The sequence below is a fragment of the Bacillus sp. FSL M8-0277 genome (assembly GCF_037975305.1).
Taxonomy (GTDB): domain Bacteria; phylum Bacillota; class Bacilli; order Bacillales; family Bacillaceae; genus Bacillus; species Bacillus pumilus.
This window is the reverse complement of the sequence record NZ_CP150255.1, coordinates 1,265,439-1,283,397: the sequence shown is the minus strand read 5'-3', so window position 1 is coordinate 1,283,397 and position 17,959 is coordinate 1,265,439. Positions and strand designations below refer to the sequence as shown.

Here is a 17,959-nt window from a genome sequence, read left to right as displayed (position 1 = left end):
CATTCGTTTCTAATTGGCACAATTGTTATGAAAATGACAAAAAGAGCGATTACCTCTCCGCTCTTTTTCCCTCCGTATATTTTGGCTGATACGTTCTCCCGCCGTCTAACAGGATAATTTGTCCGTGCAAGTAGCTTCCCTCTTCACTTGTAAGAAATAAAGTGAGTCCTGCGATATCCTCAGGTCTTCCTAATCTCCCGACAGGAATGAGCGATTGTAGCTGCCTTTTCTCCACCTCAGTAGGATAGAGCGTATCAAGCATTTGAGATTCAATCACGCGGGGTGCAATCACATTGATACGCACATGGTGTGCCCCTAATTCCTTTACAAGCGAACGCATCAGGCCAAAAGCACCTGCTTTTGAGGCGTAATACTGAATTCCACCGCCTGAGCCAGTGATAGCAGATCCTGATCCAATCACGACAATGCTTCCTTCTTGCCGCTCACATATATAAGGTGCTGACGCTTTGATGCAATAGTAAAGACCATACAAGTTCACAGCCAGTGTCTTTTTCCAAAGTGAAAAATCGACTTCTAAAAAAGGAAGTGATTTTGTCATCCCTGCTGAATACACAAGATGAGCAATGCCGCCTAGCTCCCTTTCAGCTGCTGAGATCATCTGCTGAACACTTTCCCACGATGAAACGTCAGCTTGAAATGTCAGCAGCTTAGAGTGCTGTTTTCTTAAAAGTGAAAGTCCTTGTTCATCTATATCAGACACAGCCACTCTGTGCCCTTCTTTTAAAAAACGCTCGGCAATTTCCTTTCCAATCCCTTGGGCACCACCAACGATGAGAACCGGTTTTTGATCATTAGCCAGCACTCTCACCCCCATCAAGCATAATCGCTGCACCATCAGTAAATGCGCCATATGATGTACTTAAAAAGACCGTCATATGGGCCACAGTCTCCTTGATTTGCTCTGCATTAGGAATCAAATGGAGAGGGGGCGGTAATAAGGCGAGCACCCGAATGCCTTTGTCTTTAAATTCTCGCGCCAGCCCTTTTGTCATGGCATTCAGCATAGAATTCGATGTCGCATGTGAAATCCCGCCATCACCAGTGATACTGCCTGATGACGATATATTAATAATGCAGCCTTTTTTCTGGTCAACCATGTGCCATACGGCAGCTTGACTGGAAAGAAAGACAGTATTCACAGCTGTTTCCACTTCGTCCATCCACTCATTAGGGTGAGCGGCATCAAGCTCCGCCTCAGCTCCTTGCGCTGCTTGATTGACCAAAATATCCAGTTTCCCGCACGTATCGATCACTTGCCTCAGCATACGCGTGGCATCACGCGGCGTTTCTAGCGGGTTCATGATGATACTCGCCTGACCGCCCATTTTTTGAATGTCTTCACAAATGGTTCTAGCCTTTGATTCATCATGAAATGTGTGTAAAAAAACATGTGCACCTGCCTGGGCTAAAGCCAGGCAGATGGCTTCTCCAAATCCATCTGTGCTACCTGTCACAAGTGCCGCTTTCTGATGAAGCTGGACGTGCACATGCATCTCCTCCCTATCCCTTGTTTGGCATTTATTTTCTCAGCTTACTCACGATATCAAGAGCTGCTTCATAAAAACCTTCTGAGATGGTCGGATGCGGATGAATCATTTTCGCCATCTCTTCTGCTGTTCCTTCTAAATACATAAAGGAAGAAGCTTCTGAAATCATTTCTGTGACATGCGGACCAACCATCGTTGCACCGATCACTTCACCATATGCTGTATCGTACACCAATTTAATAAAGCCTGTTTGAACACCTGCCGCTAACGCTTTACCGCTTGCCGCTAAATCAAATCGTTCAGTTTGTACGCTGAGCCCTTTAGCTTTTGCCTCTTTCTCCGTAAGACCAACACTTGCCACCTCTGGTAATGTATAAATACATCTAGGCATAATATCAGCATTCATTTTTTCAGGCACGCCGCAAATATTGCTGACCGCAACAGCAGCCTCTGCCATCGCCGCATGAGCCAGCTGATAACCGCCGGCGACATCCCCAACTGCGTATACACCTTCAGCACTTGTCTGCATCCGATCATTCACCTTGATAAACGGACCATCATGCTGAAGATCAAGCTGGTTAACAGCTGATACATTCGGTCTTCTTCCAACGCAGACAAGCAGTCTTTCCGCTGTAAAGATGTGCGTCTCCCCTTTATCATCTGTTGCATGAACCGCTTTGACTCCTTCGCTTTCCGTCACCTCTGTCACAGTGGTTTTCTTCGCGATATGGATGCCCTTTTTCTTGAGTTCTCTTTCTAGCAGCTTAGATGCTTCTTCATCCTCTTGTGGAATTATGGACGGTGCCGCTTCAATAATGGTGACTTTTGATTGAAGACTTTGGAAGATACAAGCAAGCTCAAGACCAATGACGCCTCCGCCAATAATGACGACAGAAGCAGGAATATCTGGGATGTCAAAGATTGTATCACTTGTATCAAATGAAATATCTTTAAGCCCCCGTATTGGCGGAATAGCTGGTGTAGATCCAGTAGCAATGATTAACTCTTTCGTTTCAACCGATTCTGATCCATCTTGTTTTTCAATCTCAATCCGGTGCTTTGTCACCGCTGTGCCTCTGCCGTTATATACATCAATCTTTCCTTGCTTTAATAAAAAGGCGATTCCACCTCTGAGCTTTTCAATGACGTCATCTTTGCGCTTTCTCATTTTATCGAAGGAAAGAATCATGTCACCTGTTTCGATTCCCCAGCTTTTCGCCTTCTCGATTGATTCAATGACTTCTGCATGTTTCAGCAGGGTTTTTGAAGGGATACAGCCTCGATTTAAACAAGTACCGCCTAGAAAATCCTCCTCAATCAAAGCAACCTTCCGTCCGCGCTCAGCCGCTTGAAGGGCGGCAGTATACCCGCCAGGCCCTCCGCCAATGACTGTCAGATCATACGTTTTCGTCATCCGATTCATCTCCTACATTAGCAATTCAAATGGTTGTTCAAGCACTTTTTTAAGGTCTGTTAAAAAGGCAGCCGCTGGTGCGCCATCTACTACTCGGTGATCAAACGATAAACTGACACCCATCATTGGCCGCACCTGAATTTCTCCATCTACTGCAACAGGTTTATCTTGAATCCGTCCTACACCTAAAATCGCCACTTCTGGCTGATTAATGATCGGGGTAAAGGTATCAATGGCATACATGCCTAGGTTACTAATCGTAAAAGTGGATCCTTTCAGCTGGTCAGGAAGTAGTTTTTGATCACGTGCGTTTCGGCCAATTTCTTTCGCTTCTTTTGTCAGTTGTTTTAATCCTTTTTGATTCGCATGAGAAATGACTGGTACCATCAAGCCGTCTTTCACTGCAACAGCGAGACCAATGTGTACATCTTCATGGAAATGGAGCTCATTTTGTTCAAATGTCATATTGATCTGCGGGTGGCGCGTGAGTACATGGCTGACAGCATGAATGATGATTTCTGTGAACGACAGCCGGTAGCCTGTCTCTTTTTCAATCGCCGGAAGTAACTGCTGACGCACTTCTTTCGCTTTCGTCATATCAATTTCACTTGTTAATGTGACGTGCGGTGCTGTAAAGGCACTTTGTGACATGCGATCAGCAATCACTTTTCTCATGCCAGCTAATTTTTGTGTTTTCACAGGCGAAGCCTCTTTTGTTTGCGTTGCTGCTTGTACGTCACTCTTCATGATCTTACCGTGAGCGCCAGATCCAGAAACTGCTGCTAAATCAATTCCTTCACGAGCAGCGACTTTTTCTGCAAGTGGTGAGACGCGCTGGTCTTTCTCGCTAGAATGAACGACTGCCTCGACGTCCCGCTTTTGGACTCTGCCTTTTGGCCCTGTGCCAGATACCTCTTGAATTGCCACATGATGATCCTTTGCCGTTTTTCTCGCTGCGGGCGTGGCACGTACTTTTTCATCAGATGTTTTTGGGGCTTCAGTAGAACTGGATGATGCCGTGTCTGGTGAAGACGATTCGCCGCTTTCTGAGGAATCTTCATCAGCCTGTGCTGGTGGCTCGCTTGGCACCTGTTCATTTGCCTCTCCGATAAATCCAATGACAGCATTGACTGGAATTTGATCATCAGCTTCGTAGTATTTCTTTAGAAAAATGCCGTCATCATAGGCTTCCACCTCGATGTTGATCTTGTCTGTCATAATTTCAAAAAGAGGCTCACCGATTTCAACCGAATCTCCTTCTTCTTTCAACCATTGAAGCAAGGTTCCGATCTCCATCGTACTGCTTAGCTTCGGCATAAATATCTCTTTTGGCATGATCTTCTCCCCTTTATTTAAGAGCGTACAAGCTCTTTTGCTGCTTCAATAATATCTGGCACTTGTGGAATGACCGCTTTTTCCAGCGTCGGGTTGTATGGTATTGGGACTGCAAGGCCGCCAAGTCGTTTAATCGGCGCATCTAAATAGTCAAACGCTTCACTTTCCGCTATCATACTTGCAATCTCTCCACCGTAGCCGCCTCGTTTAACAGCCTCATGAACCACGATACATTTACCTGTTTTCTTCACAGATTCGATAATGGTTTCTTCATCTAATGGGACAAGTGTTCTTGGGTCAATGATTTCAACATCGATTCCCTCTGCTTCTAGTTCCTTCGCCGCTTCTAATGCTTTGTGTACCATAATCGCTGTTGCTACAATTGTGACGTCTTTCCCGCTTCTTTTCACATCAGCTTTCCCTAAAGGAATCGAATAAGGCTCTTCAGGCACTTCGCCGATTGTTTTATATAAAAGCTTGTGCTCGTAGAAAATGACAGGGTTGTCATCATCCATTGCTGCTTTTAAAAGTCCTTTGGCATCATAAGCTGTTGAAGGCTGAACTACCTTTAATCCCGGAATATGAGCCATCCACGCTTCTAAGCTTTGTGAATGCTGCGCTGCGGCACCCGTTCCTGATCCTGCTGGTGTTCTCACAACGAGTGGTACTTTTCCTTTTCCGCCAAACATGTATCGTGTTTTGGCTGCTTGGTTTACAAGCTGATCCATTGCGATTGTAATAAAGTCAGAGAATTGAAGCTCTAAAATCGGACGCATACCTGTCAAAGCCGCTCCGACTGCACCTCCTGCGATGGCAGCCTCAGAGATTGGTGTATTGCGTACGCGCTCCGGACCGAACTCTTCAATCATGCCGCGCGTGACCCCAAAAGCACCGCCATATACGCCGATATCCTCACCTAAAATGAATACATCTTGGTTCTCTCTCATTTCCTGACTCATAGCCTCTCGAACGGCTTCTAAATATGAAATCTCTCTCACTGTTGTTTTTGTCACGTGATTCCCCTCCTAATTAGGCGTATACATCCTCTAATAGTGTATCGATTGACGGTTCTTTACTGTTTTTAGCGAATTCTACAGACGCTTCAATTTCCTGCTTCGCTTCTTCCTGCAAGGCCGCTGCCTGCTCTTCTGTCAAAACATTCAGTTCAATCAAGAGAGACTTAAAGCGCTTGATTCCGTCTTTTTGTCTCCACTCTGTTTCTTCTTCACGTGTACGGTATTTTTTCGCATCACTCTTAGAGTGACCTTTCCAGCGATACGTTTTCATTTCAATAAGTGATGGACCTTCTCCAGCTCTTGCGCGGCTGACTGCTTCATCTACTGAGTTCATAATCTCGACCATGTCATTTCCATCAATCGATTTCCCAGGTATTCCATAGCTTTCTGCTCTTGTTGAAATGTCTTCAATGTTGATCATTTCTTTTACAGGGCCAGACATGCCGTACTGATTGTTTTCACAAATGAATACAACAGGCAGATCCCAAATGGATGCAAGATTTAGCGCTTCGTGAAAGCTGCCTTCATTTGTCGCTCCATCTCCGAAGAAACAAAGAACAACATAGCCTTCCTGTTTCATTTTAGATGTGAGCGCTGCACCTGTTGCCAGCGGGATACCGCCGCCAACGATTCCATTTGCGCCAAGGTTCCCTTTTTCTAAATCAGCGATATGCATCGAGCCGCCTTTTCCTTTGCAATAGCCAGTCTCACGTCCGAATAGTTCTGCCATCATCTTATTGACCTCTGCACCTTTTGCAATACAGTGACCATGTCCACGGTGCGTGCTGACGATCTTATCTTCGTCCTTTAATACGGCAATTGATCCAACAGCTGACGCTTCCTGTCCGACACATAAATGAGTGGTTCCATGGATAAGTCCTTTGGCAAAGAATTGATCGACCTTTTCATCAAAATATCTCACTAACCACATTTGTTTATATAAATCTGCTAATCTCTCATGACTAATCTGTTCAGGCAAAGTGATTTGTTTTTGCATTTCTTCTCTCCCCTTTACATTTGTTCTTATATGTTACATTTGTAATTATCATACGGTTAAGTATCTTTGAAGTCAAGCATTTCTCTTTCATTTTTAAGCGTTTTCATCTTTTATCAGAAAAAAAGAGAAAGGCAAAGCCCTTTTCTAAAGAACTTCTCTTTCTCTTCCAATCTCCTAGGTTCTCATTCATCTGGGTACATCATGATTTTGACACTCTCACCTTCAGGGTGCCTTGCGCATTCTATCGCCTGAAGGAGCTGACTTAACGGATAACGATGCGTCACCATCTTTTCTGTGTTGACCACTTTTGCTCTTAGAAGTTCAAGGGCTTCGAGGTAGTGATAAGGATGTGAGGAATAGGCTCCTACTACTTTCACTTCATCATGGAAAAATCGATCAGCCGGAATGGAGACGTCTCCCTTTGGAAAATGAGCAAACACTAAAATCGTTCCGCCTCTCGCTACCGATTGAAATGCTTCTTTTAAAAGCGCACTACTCCCAACAGAAATAATGACGAGGTCTGCTCCCTTTCCATTTGTTTCTCTCATGACCCGGTCTTCCACCGGCTCAGAGGCTGGATGAAAAGCGACGTCTGCACCTAAATTTCTCGCTTGCAGCAGCCGGTTCTCATTCACATCCGTTATCATCACTTTCCCAGCTAAGTAATGTTTGGCAAGCTGTAGTTGAATGCAGCCAATTTGCCCCGCTCCAAGGATCAGTACAGAATCTCCTGGATGAACAGGTGCTCGTTCAAACCCGTGCAGGCAGCAGGCGACTGGCTCTACCATCGCCCCTTGCTCATATGAGACGTCATTCGGGAGCTTGCCCATTGTGTGCTTGACATGTAATGCAGGTACGCGGATATACTCTGAAAACCCGCCTGGCTCTACATTAGTGGCTGCAAACTGCGGACACATTGTATAAAATCCCCTTTGACAAAAGTCACAGGTAAAGCAAGGTACATGGTGCGCAACATAAACCCTGTCTCCCGTTTTTATATTTGTCACATTTTTTCCGGTTTCAACAACATCTCCAGCGATTTCGTGCCCTAGTACCGTTCCAGGAGGTACCGTCTCATGTGTTGCTTTGTAAATATCTGTGCCGCATAAGCCGCAGGCACGCATTCTTAATAGCACTTCATCATCACCAATCGCAGGCCGGTTCCGCTCCTCATACCGAATGTCCTCTGAAGAATAAAAGACAGCTGATTTCATGTAGCTGCATCCTCCTTTTCATCACCTTTCGCAAAATTCTGCAACGTTTGCACAAGCTGCTTGTACTCACTCATCTCACTGGATATCCAGTAACGTCCTCCGAATATGCGAGATGGGCCCACCCTGACATAGACTTTTCCGATATGAGGGTATGGCTTGATAAAAAGCTTTCCTTTAATATCAGAGACCGCATATGTGTGCCATCTGCCAAACGCTCCGATTTTGAGTTTATCTTCACTAATGATGACGTTTGTCGGCTGGTTCAGCCCAGTGATGCTAGAAAGCATGAGGATAGGCAGCGTATAAACGCCTAACACAGCTAACGGTTCAGGCCCTGCTGACATTAACGTATAAAGAGACCAAAGAAAAAACAGACAGATGAGTATGGCTGGAAGAAAAATAGACAACACTGCAGACGTTCGGCTATAAGCATGATGCTGCATGAGACGTCCTCCTTTCAGATACATAGAAGGAGCCGGGAAAGCAAAGCTCCTCTATGGAATGATTGTTTACTTAATATGATCGATGATTTTTTCAATATCATCTTCAATGCCAAATCCGGTTAAAAAGGATAATGTTTGAATCACAGGCGTTCCTTTCGTATCACTCACTGGTGTTGTCGTTACGATTAAATCGGCGCCTTCCGCTTTTTGCGGGACTTCAGATGCCTTGCACTGTTCCACCACGACATCATATCCTTTTTCCTTTAACGTCTCTTCGACCTTTTTGGCAACAACCGTTGATGTTGCAACCGCTGTTCCGCATGAAACCAATATTTTCTTTGCCATAAGAATCCCTCCAGCTCTTTTATTGATCTTTCTGATCTAAGCCCATTTCTTTCGCATACTGCTTTCTAATATCATTTCGCACCCAGTACCATAGGAGCGCATAAGCCAGAGCACAGATGATGGCTGCAATAAAGTACGGGTTGCTCGGATCAAGAAGTCTCACCATGATCCAAGGAATAACGTGGGAACCAAGGTCAATACCTGAAATCATATTGGCTCCTTCTGGGAAGTCAAACCCGACTGCTTTCCCCATTGTTGTCGCAAGCGGTGCGAGATTCGTTGCGATAAAGAAGACAATCATTAATGTAAAAATACTGTTAATAAGACCACGAATAATGTTTCCACGAGCGGCTGCTACTGCCCATACAACTGTAAATGGTAGAACTGATAAGTCAGCAAACGGCAGCATGCCATTGTAAGGGAGAACGACTGCAAGTAGAATCGTAATCGGCACCATAAGAAGGGCTACCGCCATATTCGCCGGATGACCAATCACAATCGCTGTATCTAAACCAATATAGACATTTTTCCCAGGGAAGCGCTTTTGAATATAAGAACGAGCGCCTTCAGAGATTGGAATAAGACCTTCCATTAATAACGCAACCATTCTTGGCATTAGCACAAGAACTGCTGCCATTTGAATACCAAGCGTCATGACGCCTTTCGCATCATAGCCGCCTAAAAGACCAATAATGATACCAAGTATGAGACCCATCACAAGCGGTTCGCCAAAAATACCAAAACGTTTCTTCAATGTTTCTGGATCAGCATGAATTTTGTTTAAGCCAGGGATCTTGTCAATGATACGGTTGGACGCATACATAAGCGGTGCGAAGTTGACCGTTTCAGCATGAGCCATCGATACGCCTTTCAATCCAAAATGGTGTTCGATTGTCGGTGCCGTCCAATCAGCTAATTTAAGCGTGATAGCAGAGACGATCAAACCAACAGCAAGTGCCAAGAACATATTATGATAAGCGTAGTAAGTCACAGAGGCTGCGAAAATCAAATGCCAGAAGTTCCAAATATCCACATTCAGCGTTTTCGTAAAGTTAACGGACAATAAGATGACATTTAACAAAAGCACAAGAGGAATCATCAAAGGGGCAACAGGTGTACCGAAGGATATAGCCGCTCCAATCGGCCATCCAACATCCAAAATATCGAGCTTTAGGCCAAGGGAATTAACCATGGCTTTTGCTGCTGGCCCAAGGCCACTCACAAGCAAATTAATGACAAGGTTGACACCGACAAACCCAATTCCGATCGTAATACCGGCTCGGAAGGATTTCTTAAAGCCTTGCCTTAAAATCATACCGAAAAGCGTCATAATAATCGGGAGCATAATAGTTGGTCCAAGGTCTAATATAAAATCGACAGCTTGCTTGATCATACATCCACCTCCTGGATTTTTCAGATAAAGCGCTTACATTATTTTGTGAAAGGCTATTGGTTTAATTCTTTCTGAAGCACAGCAACCGCTTCTTCATACGACGTCATATCAGACAGCTTCGTCATCACCTCTTCTTTTCTAAAAAGTGTCATGAGCTTCTCTAACATCACAAGCTGCTTACTAGGTTCAGAGATTGCTAGGACGAACACAATTTTAGCCAGCACAGTTTCATCAGGGCTCCCCATCTTGTGAAAGATAACAGGTTCCTTTAAAGTGGCTACACTAATCGCCGGTTTGTTCACATGCTCAGGATCTGTATGTGGAATTGCTACCCCAAAGGTCGCAAGTGGAAGGCCCGTAGGATATGTTTTTTCTCTTTCAAGCACCGCTGGTAAAAAGCTCGACTTAATATATCCTCCCGCTTCTAATCGCTCTGCTAAATATGTGGTCACCTCCTCTCTTGAAGATGCATCGTACTGCAGCTTAATCAGTTGTTCATCTAACTCAAACAAGTTGTTCAAACAACCACTCCTTTCATTTGGTATAAATATGAACACATGTAACAAAAAGAAAGAACATTTTGGAATAGAACCTTTTATAAAGCGCTTACAAATATGCATCCTGAAAAATGTTCAATGTTGTTACCTTTGTAAAGATATTATAATATTCTAAATTATAAGTCAATGTTCCTAGGGAAAATTTTATAAAAAAAGAGGCAGTCTTCTGCATCTTTCATCAACTCTGCTCTACTTCTTATTAAATGTGACTTCCTCTCTCTAATCACTCAGTACTTGCTCTTTGATGTCAGCAACAACATTATCATTCATACGGAAAAAAGGCCCTTAGCCATCGAAATACATACAGTCCTGTACTTCATAAATAGCGAAGCGTCTTCCGCTCTCTGATCAGCTATGTTTCATTTATTTAAATAAAAAAAGAAACGCCATCCTCAAGAGGCGCTTCTTTTCCCGGGAAATGTTCTTATTGGGCAGAGAGCTTTAAATTGACGCCAACGGCAGTTCCGTTTCTCGAGGAGTCAGCCACTCCAGTAAAGGTTCCTGCTTTTCGATCAATGAGTAGCGCTTGGACATTTCCTATATCAATAGGCGAATTGCCGAAACGATGTCCCATGTCATTAAGCTTTGTTCTCACATCGAGAGGGACACCTACTTCATAACGATAAGAAGTTGGGCTGTTTGTGTAAATTCTTGGTTCTTCAACTGCATCCTGAAGCTCCATCTCATATTCAAGCAAATTCAAAATGGTTTGTGAAACAGAAGCAATAATGGTCGTTCCTCCCGGTGAACCTACTGTCATGACAGGCTCATTATCTTTAAAAATGATGGTCGGTGTCATACTAGACAATGGTCGTTTATTCGGCTGAACTTCATTTGCTCCGCCTGGTCTTGCATCAAAATCTGTTAGTTCATTGTTTAAGAAGAAACCATATTCCGGGACGAGAATCCCTGTACCAAATAACTGTTCAATGGTTGTCGTGAATGACACAACATTTCCCCACTGATCGGCAACAGTAAAATGTGTGGTCTCACCAATGGTTTTATCTTCAGGCTGTGGAACAATAGGAGATGGATTTTTTTCATCCTCATACGCCCACGGATCTCCTTCTTTCGGGTTACGATTCTTTTGATCTAATTGAATAAGAGAGGCTCTTTCTGAAATGTAATCATCGTCTAATAGTCCTTTTAGTGGAACATCTACGAACTCGGGGTCGCCGGCATATGCAGCACGGTCAGCATAGGAGAGATGCATTGTTTCAGCAAGTAGCTGATATTTTTCAAATGATTTGGGGTCATATTGAGATAGGTTAAAGTGGTCAAGTATTTTGAGAATTTGCAGCATAAACACCCCGCCTGAGCTTGGTGGAGGCATACTTGCAAGCTGGTATCCTTTATAGTCTCCCCAGATAGGCTTGTCAGTCTCGACCTCATAACGACCAATGTCATCAGTTGTCATCGTCCCGCCAAAATCCTGGACTGTATTTGCAAGTGCCTTTGCTACTTTTCCTTCATAAAATGCTTTGCTTCCTTTTTTCGCAATGAGCTTAAATGTTTTTGCAAGACCTGGCTGAACTAGGAGGTCTCCTTCTTTGAGCGGCTGATCATCTGGAAGAAAGATTGGCGCTGCGGCCGTTTTTTTCAATTTTCCTTGATGATCATCAATGGCTTTTGCCAGAACAGAATCGATTTCAAATCCATCCTCTGCAAGCTCAATGGAAGGCTTAATCAATTCTTTCATCGAGCGGGTTCCCCACTTTTCTAATGCCGCCTCAAGACCTTTCACAGTCCCTGGAACACCAACAGCATTACCGTGTGTGGATCGCTCAGCAAACGGGATGACTTTCCCCTCATCTGTTAAAAACATGTCTGGTGTTGCGCCTTGTGGTGCTCTTTCTCGACTATTGATGATGGATGTTTCTTTTGTCTTCCCATCATAAACCATCATAAATCCTCCGCCACCAATTCCAGACATCATTGGCTCTGTCACATTCAGTGCGTACTGGATGGCAACAGCAGCGTCAACAGCGTTTCCACCTTTCTTTAATACATCTGCACCCACTTCTGATGCGAGTGGATGGGCAGTAGCCACCATGCCATCCTTCCCAACAGCTACTTTATTCCCATGAGTTTCGTTTGCAGTGACCTGACTGACAGGCAGAAAAAACGAGAAAACCAACAGACATATGGACAAAATAGTTAGAGAAATGCGTTTCATACACAACACCCCTTCCATATTCTTACTTTGACCATACCGACTTCTTGACCAGAATACAATAGATTATTCTAAAATTTCTAAATTTTTCATTATTTCTTCCTATATTCACCAAATATAAAGCGGATTTTCAAAACATATGACACATGTACAAAGTAGGGATAAAGACACTATCCTTTCAAGTCTTTGATTTCGCGGTATAATAAACGCATCACAAAGGGGGAAGAATGATGAATCAGCAGAGCACCTTATTTTGGGAAACTTATTGGAAAGAAAAATCAGAAAGCGCACCAATTGACGCATCTGTTTCCGCTTGGGCATTTGGAGCAGACCCAGATCATTTACTTGACCTTGTTCTGCAAGGGAAAAAAACAGCGACATGTTCTGGACATCTTTTTTACGAAAAGGAACAGGAGCCGCTTCCAAAGGCAGGACAATATGCGGTCATTTTGGACAGCCATGACGAACCAAAAGCCATCATAGAGATCACACATGTAGATGTCATGCCAATGAATGAGGTTCCAGAATCATTTGCCCAAGCAGAAGGTGAAGGCGATCTTTCTTATAACTATTGGTACAAAGCCCATCAAGCATTTTTCACAGAAGCACTCAAACCGTTCGGATTAGAATTTAAAGAAGACATGCTCCTAGTTTGCGAGCGATTTAAACTAGTTTATTCAGCTTCTTAAGCTTTAAGCGGCGCCAAGAATGGACCGCTTTTTTCATTTCTTTTCTCCTTTCTGAAAAAGGTGTGTTGAGAACACATCTTTAGGTCAGAATAAGATCAAATAGAAAAAGTGAAGAAATTTTCGACTACACCTGTTTTTTTTCGACAAAAGAATATATAATTATTTGATGTGTGCATTGTCTCATTTATACAATGGAGGGTTTTTACATGTTAAAAAGGAAAAAAGACAAGTTTTCCGTCTTGTTAACGGAAATTGCTAAAAATTTAGATGAAACTGCTGAGTATTTTGTTAGCTATAAAGTAACAAATCAAACCACTCTGAAAGAATTTTCTGACACATTGAAGGAATATGAGACAAAAGGTGATAATCATGTTCATACGATGATTAAAGAGCTGAACAAAGCCTTTATTACGCCGATTGAACGTGAAGACATTCTTCAATTGACGAATAGCCTCGACGATGTTTTAGATGGAATTGAGCATTTTTCAGCGACAATGGAAATTTATTCAATGACAAGCTCTGACGAACATATCGACAAATTCAGCCACTACATCAGAGAATGTGCAAAGGAAATTTTAATTACAATCGATTTACTGGCTGAAAATCGCTTAAAAGATATTCAACCACACGCAATCAAAATCAAAGAGATCGAGCATAATTGTGACAATCTTTATCGTAAATCACTAAAGAACTTGTTTGGAAAAGAAACGGATCCAATCAAGGTCATTCAATACAAAGAAATTTACGAAACACTTGAAGAAATTGCTGATTCCTGTCAAAGTGTTGCCAACAATCTAGAAACAATCATTATGAAGAATGCGTAACGGGGTTAGTTAAACATGGACACATTACTCATCCTTACCATATTTATTGTCATTTGTGCACTTGCTTTTGATTTCATCAACGGATTCCACGATACAGCAAATGCCATTGCCACTTCGGTTTCAACAAAGGCGTTAAAGCCTAGACATGCTATTATTATGGCAGCGTTCATGAACTTCTTAGGAGCAATGACATTTACAGGTGTGGCAAAGTCCATTACAAAAGACATCGCAGATCCTTTCACACTTCAAAACGGTTCTGTCGTCATTTTGGCTGCTTTAATTGCGGCCATTACTTGGAACTTGCTTACTTGGTATTACGGAATTCCGAGTAGTTCTTCGCACGCACTGATCGGATCAATTGCAGGAGCTGTTATTGCCTCTGCTGGTTTTGGCGCTTTAAACTATTCGGGGTTCATTAAAATCATTCAAGCACTGTTGCTTTCACCTATCCTAGCTTTCGTATTGGGATATATCGTGTATACCATTATCAAAATTATATTCAGAAACAACAATCTCGCAAAAACAAATAAACAATTCCGACGTGTTCAAATTTTAACTGCTGCACTGCAATCGTATACCCACGGAACAAACGATGCGCAAAAAGCGATGGGAATTATTACGATGGCTTTAATTGCAGGTAATTTGCATACAACTGACGACATTCCTTTCTGGGTACAATTCTCTTGTGCGCTTGCAATGGGACTAGGTACTTCTATTGGCGGCTGGAAGATTATTAAAACAGTCGGCGGTAAAATTATGAAAATTCGTCCAGTAAACGGAGTATCAGCTGACTTAACGGGTGCAGCTATTATCTTCGGAGCGACATTTATTCACTTACCTGTTAGTACCACTCACGTGATCTCATCTTCTATTCTAGGTGTAGGTTCTGCACACAGAGTAAAAGGAGTAAACTGGGGTACGGCAAAACGCATGCTCGTCACTTGGGTGATCACATTACCGATTTCGGGAACTCTAGGGGCTCTTATATACTTTGTGTTAAATGCGATTATCTAATATCAAAGACCTGTCAGACAGGTCTTTTTTTATTTGTCTGCACCCTTTTCCTGCAAGCCATTTTTTCATGAAGCAGGGTTTCCAATCATATCCATAGAAATGAATAAGTATCCATCTGTCTATGGGAGAGAAGAACATGCTATTATTTTTTCAATTGACCGTGTGGTTATTGCTAGGTGCTCTTGCTGTATATGTATTTGCCGTATGGCGCTTTGAACAAAAAGTAAAAGAAAAGATGTTTGCCATTCGTAAAACGTGGTATTGGATTTATGTAGCTGGTGCTGTTGTGTACTGGACAAATGACCCTTCTTCAATCTTCACCGATTGGATGCACTACTTGATTATTGCCGTTTTTTTTGCATTAACCGATGCATTCATCTTTCTCAGCTCCTATATTAAAAAACTCGGAAATCACGAACTGGAAACCGACACCCATCAACTCCTAGAACAAAATAACGATCTACTTCATTCTTACCTCAATAAGCTAAAAACGTACCAATACCTATTGAAAAATGAACCGATTCATGTATATTATGGAAGTGTAGAGGCATATATAGAGGGAATTGAACGGCTCATTTATTCTTTTGCCGACAAAATGAATATTCAAGCGGTTCTTTGTCCATACGATACGCAGGAACAAAAAGATGACCTGCTGCGGACACTTGACCAGCGCTCTCTTATTCAGGCGAAGCTTGACAGGCAGGAAGTCTATTACGATGATTTCGGCAAATTGGTGCTCATCCCGTTTTCTGTAGCAGATGATCACTTCGTCATTAAGCTCACCTCTGATGACATTGTCACTGAGTTCGACTATTTATTAATGACGTCACTTACAACAATTTATGACCTAATCTTGCCTGACGAAGAGGAAGGTGATGAAGATGGACCACGCACTTCAAGGGGATAACAACAATCGCAAGAAAAACCCTTTTAAGATTTTAAAGAAAAAGCAACATATTAGTATGGCGGATTACAAGGTAAGCCCCCATACTGAGCGTATTTTTAAAAAGAACGAACAGCTCTTGGATGAGTATAAAAATAAAAGGGCTTGATTACACTAAAGGACGCGGAACAAAATCCGCGTCCTGCTTCCATTTTCACATAGACTTGCATACAATAATCTATACGCTGCAACGATTGAGGTGCCAATAAATGAAAAAGAAAATCAAACAATTGAGATATGTTCAGTTTGCTGAATATAAGTCGTCGCCTTATATGCGTCGATTAAATGAGCAAAGTGAAGCAGTCATCCAATCATACAAACAGAAACACTCACTTACTTAACAGCTTCAGAAGCTTTTCCTTCGTTTTAGGTCCGTATACCCCATCACTTGTCAGACCATTTACCAGCTGAAAACGTGCTACGGCGTTCGCCGTTTTTTCTCCGTAAACTCCGTCTATTCCTTTATTTGCAGCTGCTTTATCAGGATAAAAATAAACAGCAGCAAGCGCCTGCTGGACGAGGCGTACATGCTCTCCCTTTGTCAATGGAGAAGTCACCTTTAAAACCCCATCTGGCAGCTCATACAAGCTCTTTGCATCGTTACGATAAATTTTGAGAACCTGTCCAATTTGAATCTTGTTCGGATCGCTAATGTCATTCCACTTCTGTAAATCCTGAACTGTGACCCCGTGAGCTTTCGCAATACTCGTTAACGTATCACCGCTTTTCACGACATACGTGATGACCGTCTCCGGATCTTCTGCCGTTCCAATCCCTTTTTTAAATTCATCCCAAGTAGATAGAAGCTGGCGTGGACATGCTTTTCCAGACCAGTACTGATGTGTGACCACGTTTGCTAGCGGAATGTGATGTTCTTTTAACAGCTTTTGAATGAGCCATTGTGCATGTTTGACCGCTTGCTGAAAATTCCCATCTACATTCTCACAAATTTCAATTCCGATCGACTTCCGGTTACCATTCCCATGACCATCCCCTGCATGCCAGCCATTTTCATTTAACGGCAGATGCTGAAAGATTTCATGATCATCCACTGTAAAGTGCCAGCTCACCTCTGTCGTTGGGCTTTTTACATAGGCCGCATGACTTTTCGCATCCGCTCCCTTTGACGTGTTTGCTGTGTTATGCACCGTTACATACTCCGGTGTCATCGCATATCCTGGGCGGTTTCCGTTTCCAACTGGAATAAAATCTTGATAAATTTGTACCATGTACTGCACTCCCTTTTGCTAAATTGAATTGATCTTTCTCATCAATCGGTGGCATTCGTAAGACAATACTTGTTTGTTTTCATGAGAAGACTATGGTAAAATTTGAATTCAATTCACTCTTTTTAGTCGTGAAACGTGCAAAAATACAGAAAAAACAGGAATTAATTCCATTTTCCCTTGATTTTATGTTAAAATTGTTAAAAATAAGCCGATAATAAAAGTAAGTAATAGCTCATTTAGCTATTTAGTCCTATATGGACTTTTCTTTTACGCCAAAAATAGAACATACGTTTGTATGGAGGTTTTCAAATGACTGGTTTTTTAACCCATTTAGAAGAAGATATTAAGCGTTTATATGCTCAATTACAAATAAGCGGTCCTGCTTATAGAGAGATGCAAAGGATCGCTTCTGAATTTCGCGTGTGGGTCCATTACGAGGAGACTGGCAGCATGATGATCCAGCATCAAGGACTTTACAGTATTATCTTAAACAGATCCCTATCACCTGAAGAACAGTGGCAGGATTTCGCCCACGAGCTTTGTCATGTGCTAAAGCATACAGGCAATCATTTCAAAATGAACAAACTCTTTCGAGAACTGCAGGAGTTTCAGGCAAAACAATTCATGTATCACTTTTGTGTTCCAACCTTTATACTGATGAAAATGAAGCTTCCACCCCTTCGGCAGCAAGCCATTTTGCATATTGCTCAAACGTTTCACGTCACTTGGGCTTTTGCTGAAAAACGGCTTGCCTTATTCGAACAGCGAAAAGCAGGTATTCGCTTTCAACAGGAGTTTACGTCTTATTTAATGAAAGCAGAAAGAGTCGCTGAAAAAGAAGCAGTTTATCAAACGTAAATCATCG

At 42.6% G+C, this 17,959-nt stretch carries 20 protein-coding genes; 7 read left to right on the top strand and 13 right to left on the bottom strand.

Translation table 11 applies throughout. From position 1 onward, the window contains the following. Positions 1–49: 49 nt before the first annotated feature. The 12 genes from MKZ05_RS06265 to ggt form a co-directional block, all read right to left on the bottom strand. Entirely contained in the window at positions 50–835 is a 786-nt protein-coding gene (locus tag MKZ05_RS06265; protein WP_339162367.1) for an SDR family oxidoreductase, read from the bottom strand. Then, positions 813–1,514 carry an SDR family NAD(P)-dependent oxidoreductase gene (locus MKZ05_RS06260; RefSeq protein WP_233421732.1) on the bottom strand — a complete coding sequence of 234 codons (702 nt, stop codon included), beginning with the start codon at positions 1,512–1,514 and terminating at the stop codon, positions 813–815. Before MKZ05_RS06260 ends, MKZ05_RS06265 begins: the two co-directional genes overlap by 23 nt. A gap of 25 nt (positions 1,515–1,539) precedes the next feature. Further along, positions 1,540–2,922: a dihydrolipoyl dehydrogenase gene (lpdA, locus tag MKZ05_RS06255; RefSeq protein ID WP_339161867.1), complete on the bottom strand. Its 1,383-nt coding sequence runs from the start codon at positions 2,920–2,922 to the stop codon at positions 1,540–1,542. Positions 2,923–2,934: 12 nt separating this feature from the next. After that, positions 2,935–4,257, bottom strand: coding sequence for a dihydrolipoamide acetyltransferase family protein (locus MKZ05_RS06250; protein ID WP_339161865.1), 1,323 nt, complete (start codon positions 4,255–4,257; stop codon positions 2,935–2,937). A 17-nt stretch (positions 4,258–4,274) separates the two neighbouring features. After that, positions 4,275–5,255 carry an alpha-ketoacid dehydrogenase subunit beta gene (locus MKZ05_RS06245; RefSeq protein ID WP_034620051.1) on the bottom strand — a complete coding sequence of 327 codons (981 nt, stop codon included), beginning with the start codon at positions 5,253–5,255 and terminating at the stop codon, positions 4,275–4,277. 31 nt (positions 5,256–5,286) lie between these two features. Next, entirely contained in the window at positions 5,287–6,270 is a 984-nt protein-coding gene (gene pdhA, locus MKZ05_RS06240) for a pyruvate dehydrogenase (acetyl-transferring) E1 component subunit alpha (RefSeq protein WP_003211858.1), read from the bottom strand. A 182-nt stretch (positions 6,271–6,452) separates the two neighbouring features. Further along, positions 6,453–7,484 (bottom strand): alcohol dehydrogenase catalytic domain-containing protein, encoded by a 1,032-nt coding sequence (locus MKZ05_RS06235; RefSeq protein ID WP_339161863.1) that lies wholly within the window; start codon positions 7,482–7,484, stop codon positions 6,453–6,455. Further along, the gene (locus MKZ05_RS06230; protein ID WP_339161861.1) at positions 7,481–7,927 is read right to left on the bottom strand and encodes a hypothetical protein; all 447 of its coding nucleotides are present in this window, start codon (positions 7,925–7,927) and stop codon (positions 7,481–7,483) included. The genes MKZ05_RS06235 and MKZ05_RS06230 overlap by 4 nt, the downstream gene beginning before the upstream one ends. A 66-nt stretch (positions 7,928–7,993) precedes the next feature. Continuing rightward, positions 7,994–8,272 carry a PTS sugar transporter subunit IIB gene (locus MKZ05_RS06225; protein WP_003212259.1) on the bottom strand — a complete coding sequence of 93 codons (279 nt, stop codon included), beginning with the start codon at positions 8,270–8,272 and terminating at the stop codon, positions 7,994–7,996. 19 nt (positions 8,273–8,291) lie between these two features. Beyond that, on the bottom strand, positions 8,292–9,665 hold the full coding sequence (locus MKZ05_RS06220) for a PTS transporter subunit IIC (protein WP_003210771.1): 1,374 nt from the start codon (positions 9,663–9,665) through the stop codon (positions 8,292–8,294). Between the two features lie 53 nt (positions 9,666–9,718). Further along, positions 9,719–10,186 (bottom strand): PTS sugar transporter subunit IIA, encoded by a 468-nt coding sequence (locus MKZ05_RS06215; protein WP_106029849.1) that lies wholly within the window; start codon positions 10,184–10,186, stop codon positions 9,719–9,721. Positions 10,187–10,646: 460 nt separating this feature from the next. After that, positions 10,647–12,398, bottom strand: coding sequence for a gamma-glutamyltransferase (gene ggt, locus MKZ05_RS06210; protein ID WP_253622704.1), 1,752 nt, complete (start codon positions 12,396–12,398; stop codon positions 10,647–10,649). A gap of 227 nt (positions 12,399–12,625) precedes the next feature. Here ggt and MKZ05_RS06205 point away from each other — a divergent pair, with 227 nt between their 5' ends. The 6 genes from MKZ05_RS06205 to MKZ05_RS06180 all read left to right on the top strand — a co-directional run bounded on the left by MKZ05_RS06205 (position 12,626) and on the right by MKZ05_RS06180 (position 16,206). After that, positions 12,626–13,084, top strand: coding sequence for an ASCH domain-containing protein (locus tag MKZ05_RS06205; protein WP_309216532.1), 459 nt, complete (start codon positions 12,626–12,628; stop codon positions 13,082–13,084). A 206-nt stretch (positions 13,085–13,290) separates the two neighbouring features. Then, positions 13,291–13,908 carry a DUF47 domain-containing protein gene (locus tag MKZ05_RS06200; RefSeq protein WP_003212390.1) on the top strand — a complete coding sequence of 206 codons (618 nt, stop codon included), beginning with the start codon at positions 13,291–13,293 and terminating at the stop codon, positions 13,906–13,908. Between the two features lie 15 nt (positions 13,909–13,923). Next, entirely contained in the window at positions 13,924–14,922 is a 999-nt protein-coding gene (locus tag MKZ05_RS06195; protein ID WP_003210927.1) for an inorganic phosphate transporter, read from the top strand. 136 nt (positions 14,923–15,058) lie between these two features. Beyond that, complete coding sequence (locus MKZ05_RS06190) at positions 15,059–15,829, top strand: type II toxin-antitoxin system SpoIISA family toxin (RefSeq protein ID WP_050945221.1); 771 nt, start codon at positions 15,059–15,061, stop codon at positions 15,827–15,829. Continuing rightward, the gene (locus tag MKZ05_RS06185) at positions 15,798–15,974 is read left to right on the top strand and encodes a type II toxin-antitoxin system SpoIISB family antitoxin (protein ID WP_080984789.1); all 177 of its coding nucleotides are present in this window, start codon (positions 15,798–15,800) and stop codon (positions 15,972–15,974) included. Before MKZ05_RS06190 ends, MKZ05_RS06185 begins: the two co-directional genes overlap by 32 nt. 100 nt (positions 15,975–16,074) lie before the next feature. Further along, the gene (locus MKZ05_RS06180) at positions 16,075–16,206 is read left to right on the top strand and encodes a hypothetical protein (protein WP_257474525.1); all 132 of its coding nucleotides are present in this window, start codon (positions 16,075–16,077) and stop codon (positions 16,204–16,206) included. Here the strand turns inward: MKZ05_RS06180 and MKZ05_RS06175 are convergent. Continuing rightward, on the bottom strand, positions 16,195–17,094 hold the full coding sequence (locus MKZ05_RS06175; protein ID WP_050945222.1) for an N-acetylmuramoyl-L-alanine amidase: 900 nt from the start codon (positions 17,092–17,094) through the stop codon (positions 16,195–16,197). The two genes, MKZ05_RS06180 and MKZ05_RS06175, sit on opposite strands and share 12 nt — an antisense overlap. 309 nt (positions 17,095–17,403) lie before the next feature. On the opposite strand from MKZ05_RS06175, the gene MKZ05_RS06170 reads away from it, so the two are divergent. Continuing rightward, the gene (locus tag MKZ05_RS06170) at positions 17,404–17,952 is read left to right on the top strand and encodes an ImmA/IrrE family metallo-endopeptidase (RefSeq protein ID WP_050945223.1); all 549 of its coding nucleotides are present in this window, start codon (positions 17,404–17,406) and stop codon (positions 17,950–17,952) included. Positions 17,953–17,959 lie beyond the last annotated feature (7 nt).

Bases quoted from the DNA above. Each gene is read 5' to 3' on its own strand.
- MKZ05_RS06265 (WP_339162367.1), bottom strand. From the start codon at position 835: ATGGGGGTGAGAGTGCTGGCTAATGATCAAAAACCGGTTCTCATCGTT.
- MKZ05_RS06260 (WP_233421732.1), bottom strand. From the start codon at position 1,514: ATGCATGTGCACGTCCAGCTTCATCAGAAAGCGGCACTTGTGACAGGT.
- lpdA (WP_339161867.1), bottom strand. From the start codon at position 2,922: ATGACGAAAACGTATGATCTGACAGTCATTGGCGGAGGGCCTGGCGGG.
- MKZ05_RS06250 (WP_339161865.1), bottom strand. From the start codon at position 4,257: ATGCCAAAAGAGATATTTATGCCGAAGCTAAGCAGTACGATGGAGATC.
- pdhA (WP_003211858.1), bottom strand. From the start codon at position 6,270: ATGCAAAAACAAATCACTTTGCCTGAACAGATTAGTCATGAGAGATTA.
- MKZ05_RS06235 (WP_339161863.1), bottom strand. From the start codon at position 7,484: ATGAAATCAGCTGTCTTTTATTCTTCAGAGGACATTCGGTATGAGGAG.
- MKZ05_RS06230 (WP_339161861.1), bottom strand. From the start codon at position 7,927: ATGCAGCATCATGCTTATAGCCGAACGTCTGCAGTGTTGTCTATTTTT.
- MKZ05_RS06225 (WP_003212259.1), bottom strand. From the start codon at position 8,272: ATGGCAAAGAAAATATTGGTTTCATGCGGAACAGCGGTTGCAACATCA.
- MKZ05_RS06220 (WP_003210771.1), bottom strand. From the start codon at position 9,665: ATGATCAAGCAAGCTGTCGATTTTATATTAGACCTTGGACCAACTATT.
- ggt (WP_253622704.1), bottom strand. From the start codon at position 12,398: ATGAAACGCATTTCTCTAACTATTTTGTCCATATGTCTGTTGGTTTTC.
- MKZ05_RS06205 (WP_309216532.1), top strand. From the start codon at position 12,626: ATGAATCAGCAGAGCACCTTATTTTGGGAAACTTATTGGAAAGAAAAA.
- MKZ05_RS06200 (WP_003212390.1), top strand. From the start codon at position 13,291: ATGTTAAAAAGGAAAAAAGACAAGTTTTCCGTCTTGTTAACGGAAATT.
- MKZ05_RS06195 (WP_003210927.1), top strand. From the start codon at position 13,924: ATGGACACATTACTCATCCTTACCATATTTATTGTCATTTGTGCACTT.
- MKZ05_RS06190 (WP_050945221.1), top strand. From the start codon at position 15,059: ATGCTATTATTTTTTCAATTGACCGTGTGGTTATTGCTAGGTGCTCTT.
- MKZ05_RS06185 (WP_080984789.1), top strand. From the start codon at position 15,798: ATGAAGATGGACCACGCACTTCAAGGGGATAACAACAATCGCAAGAAA.
- MKZ05_RS06180 (WP_257474525.1), top strand. From the start codon at position 16,075: ATGAAAAAGAAAATCAAACAATTGAGATATGTTCAGTTTGCTGAATAT.
- MKZ05_RS06175 (WP_050945222.1), bottom strand. From the start codon at position 17,094: ATGGTACAAATTTATCAAGATTTTATTCCAGTTGGAAACGGAAACCGC.
- MKZ05_RS06170 (WP_050945223.1), top strand. From the start codon at position 17,404: ATGACTGGTTTTTTAACCCATTTAGAAGAAGATATTAAGCGTTTATAT.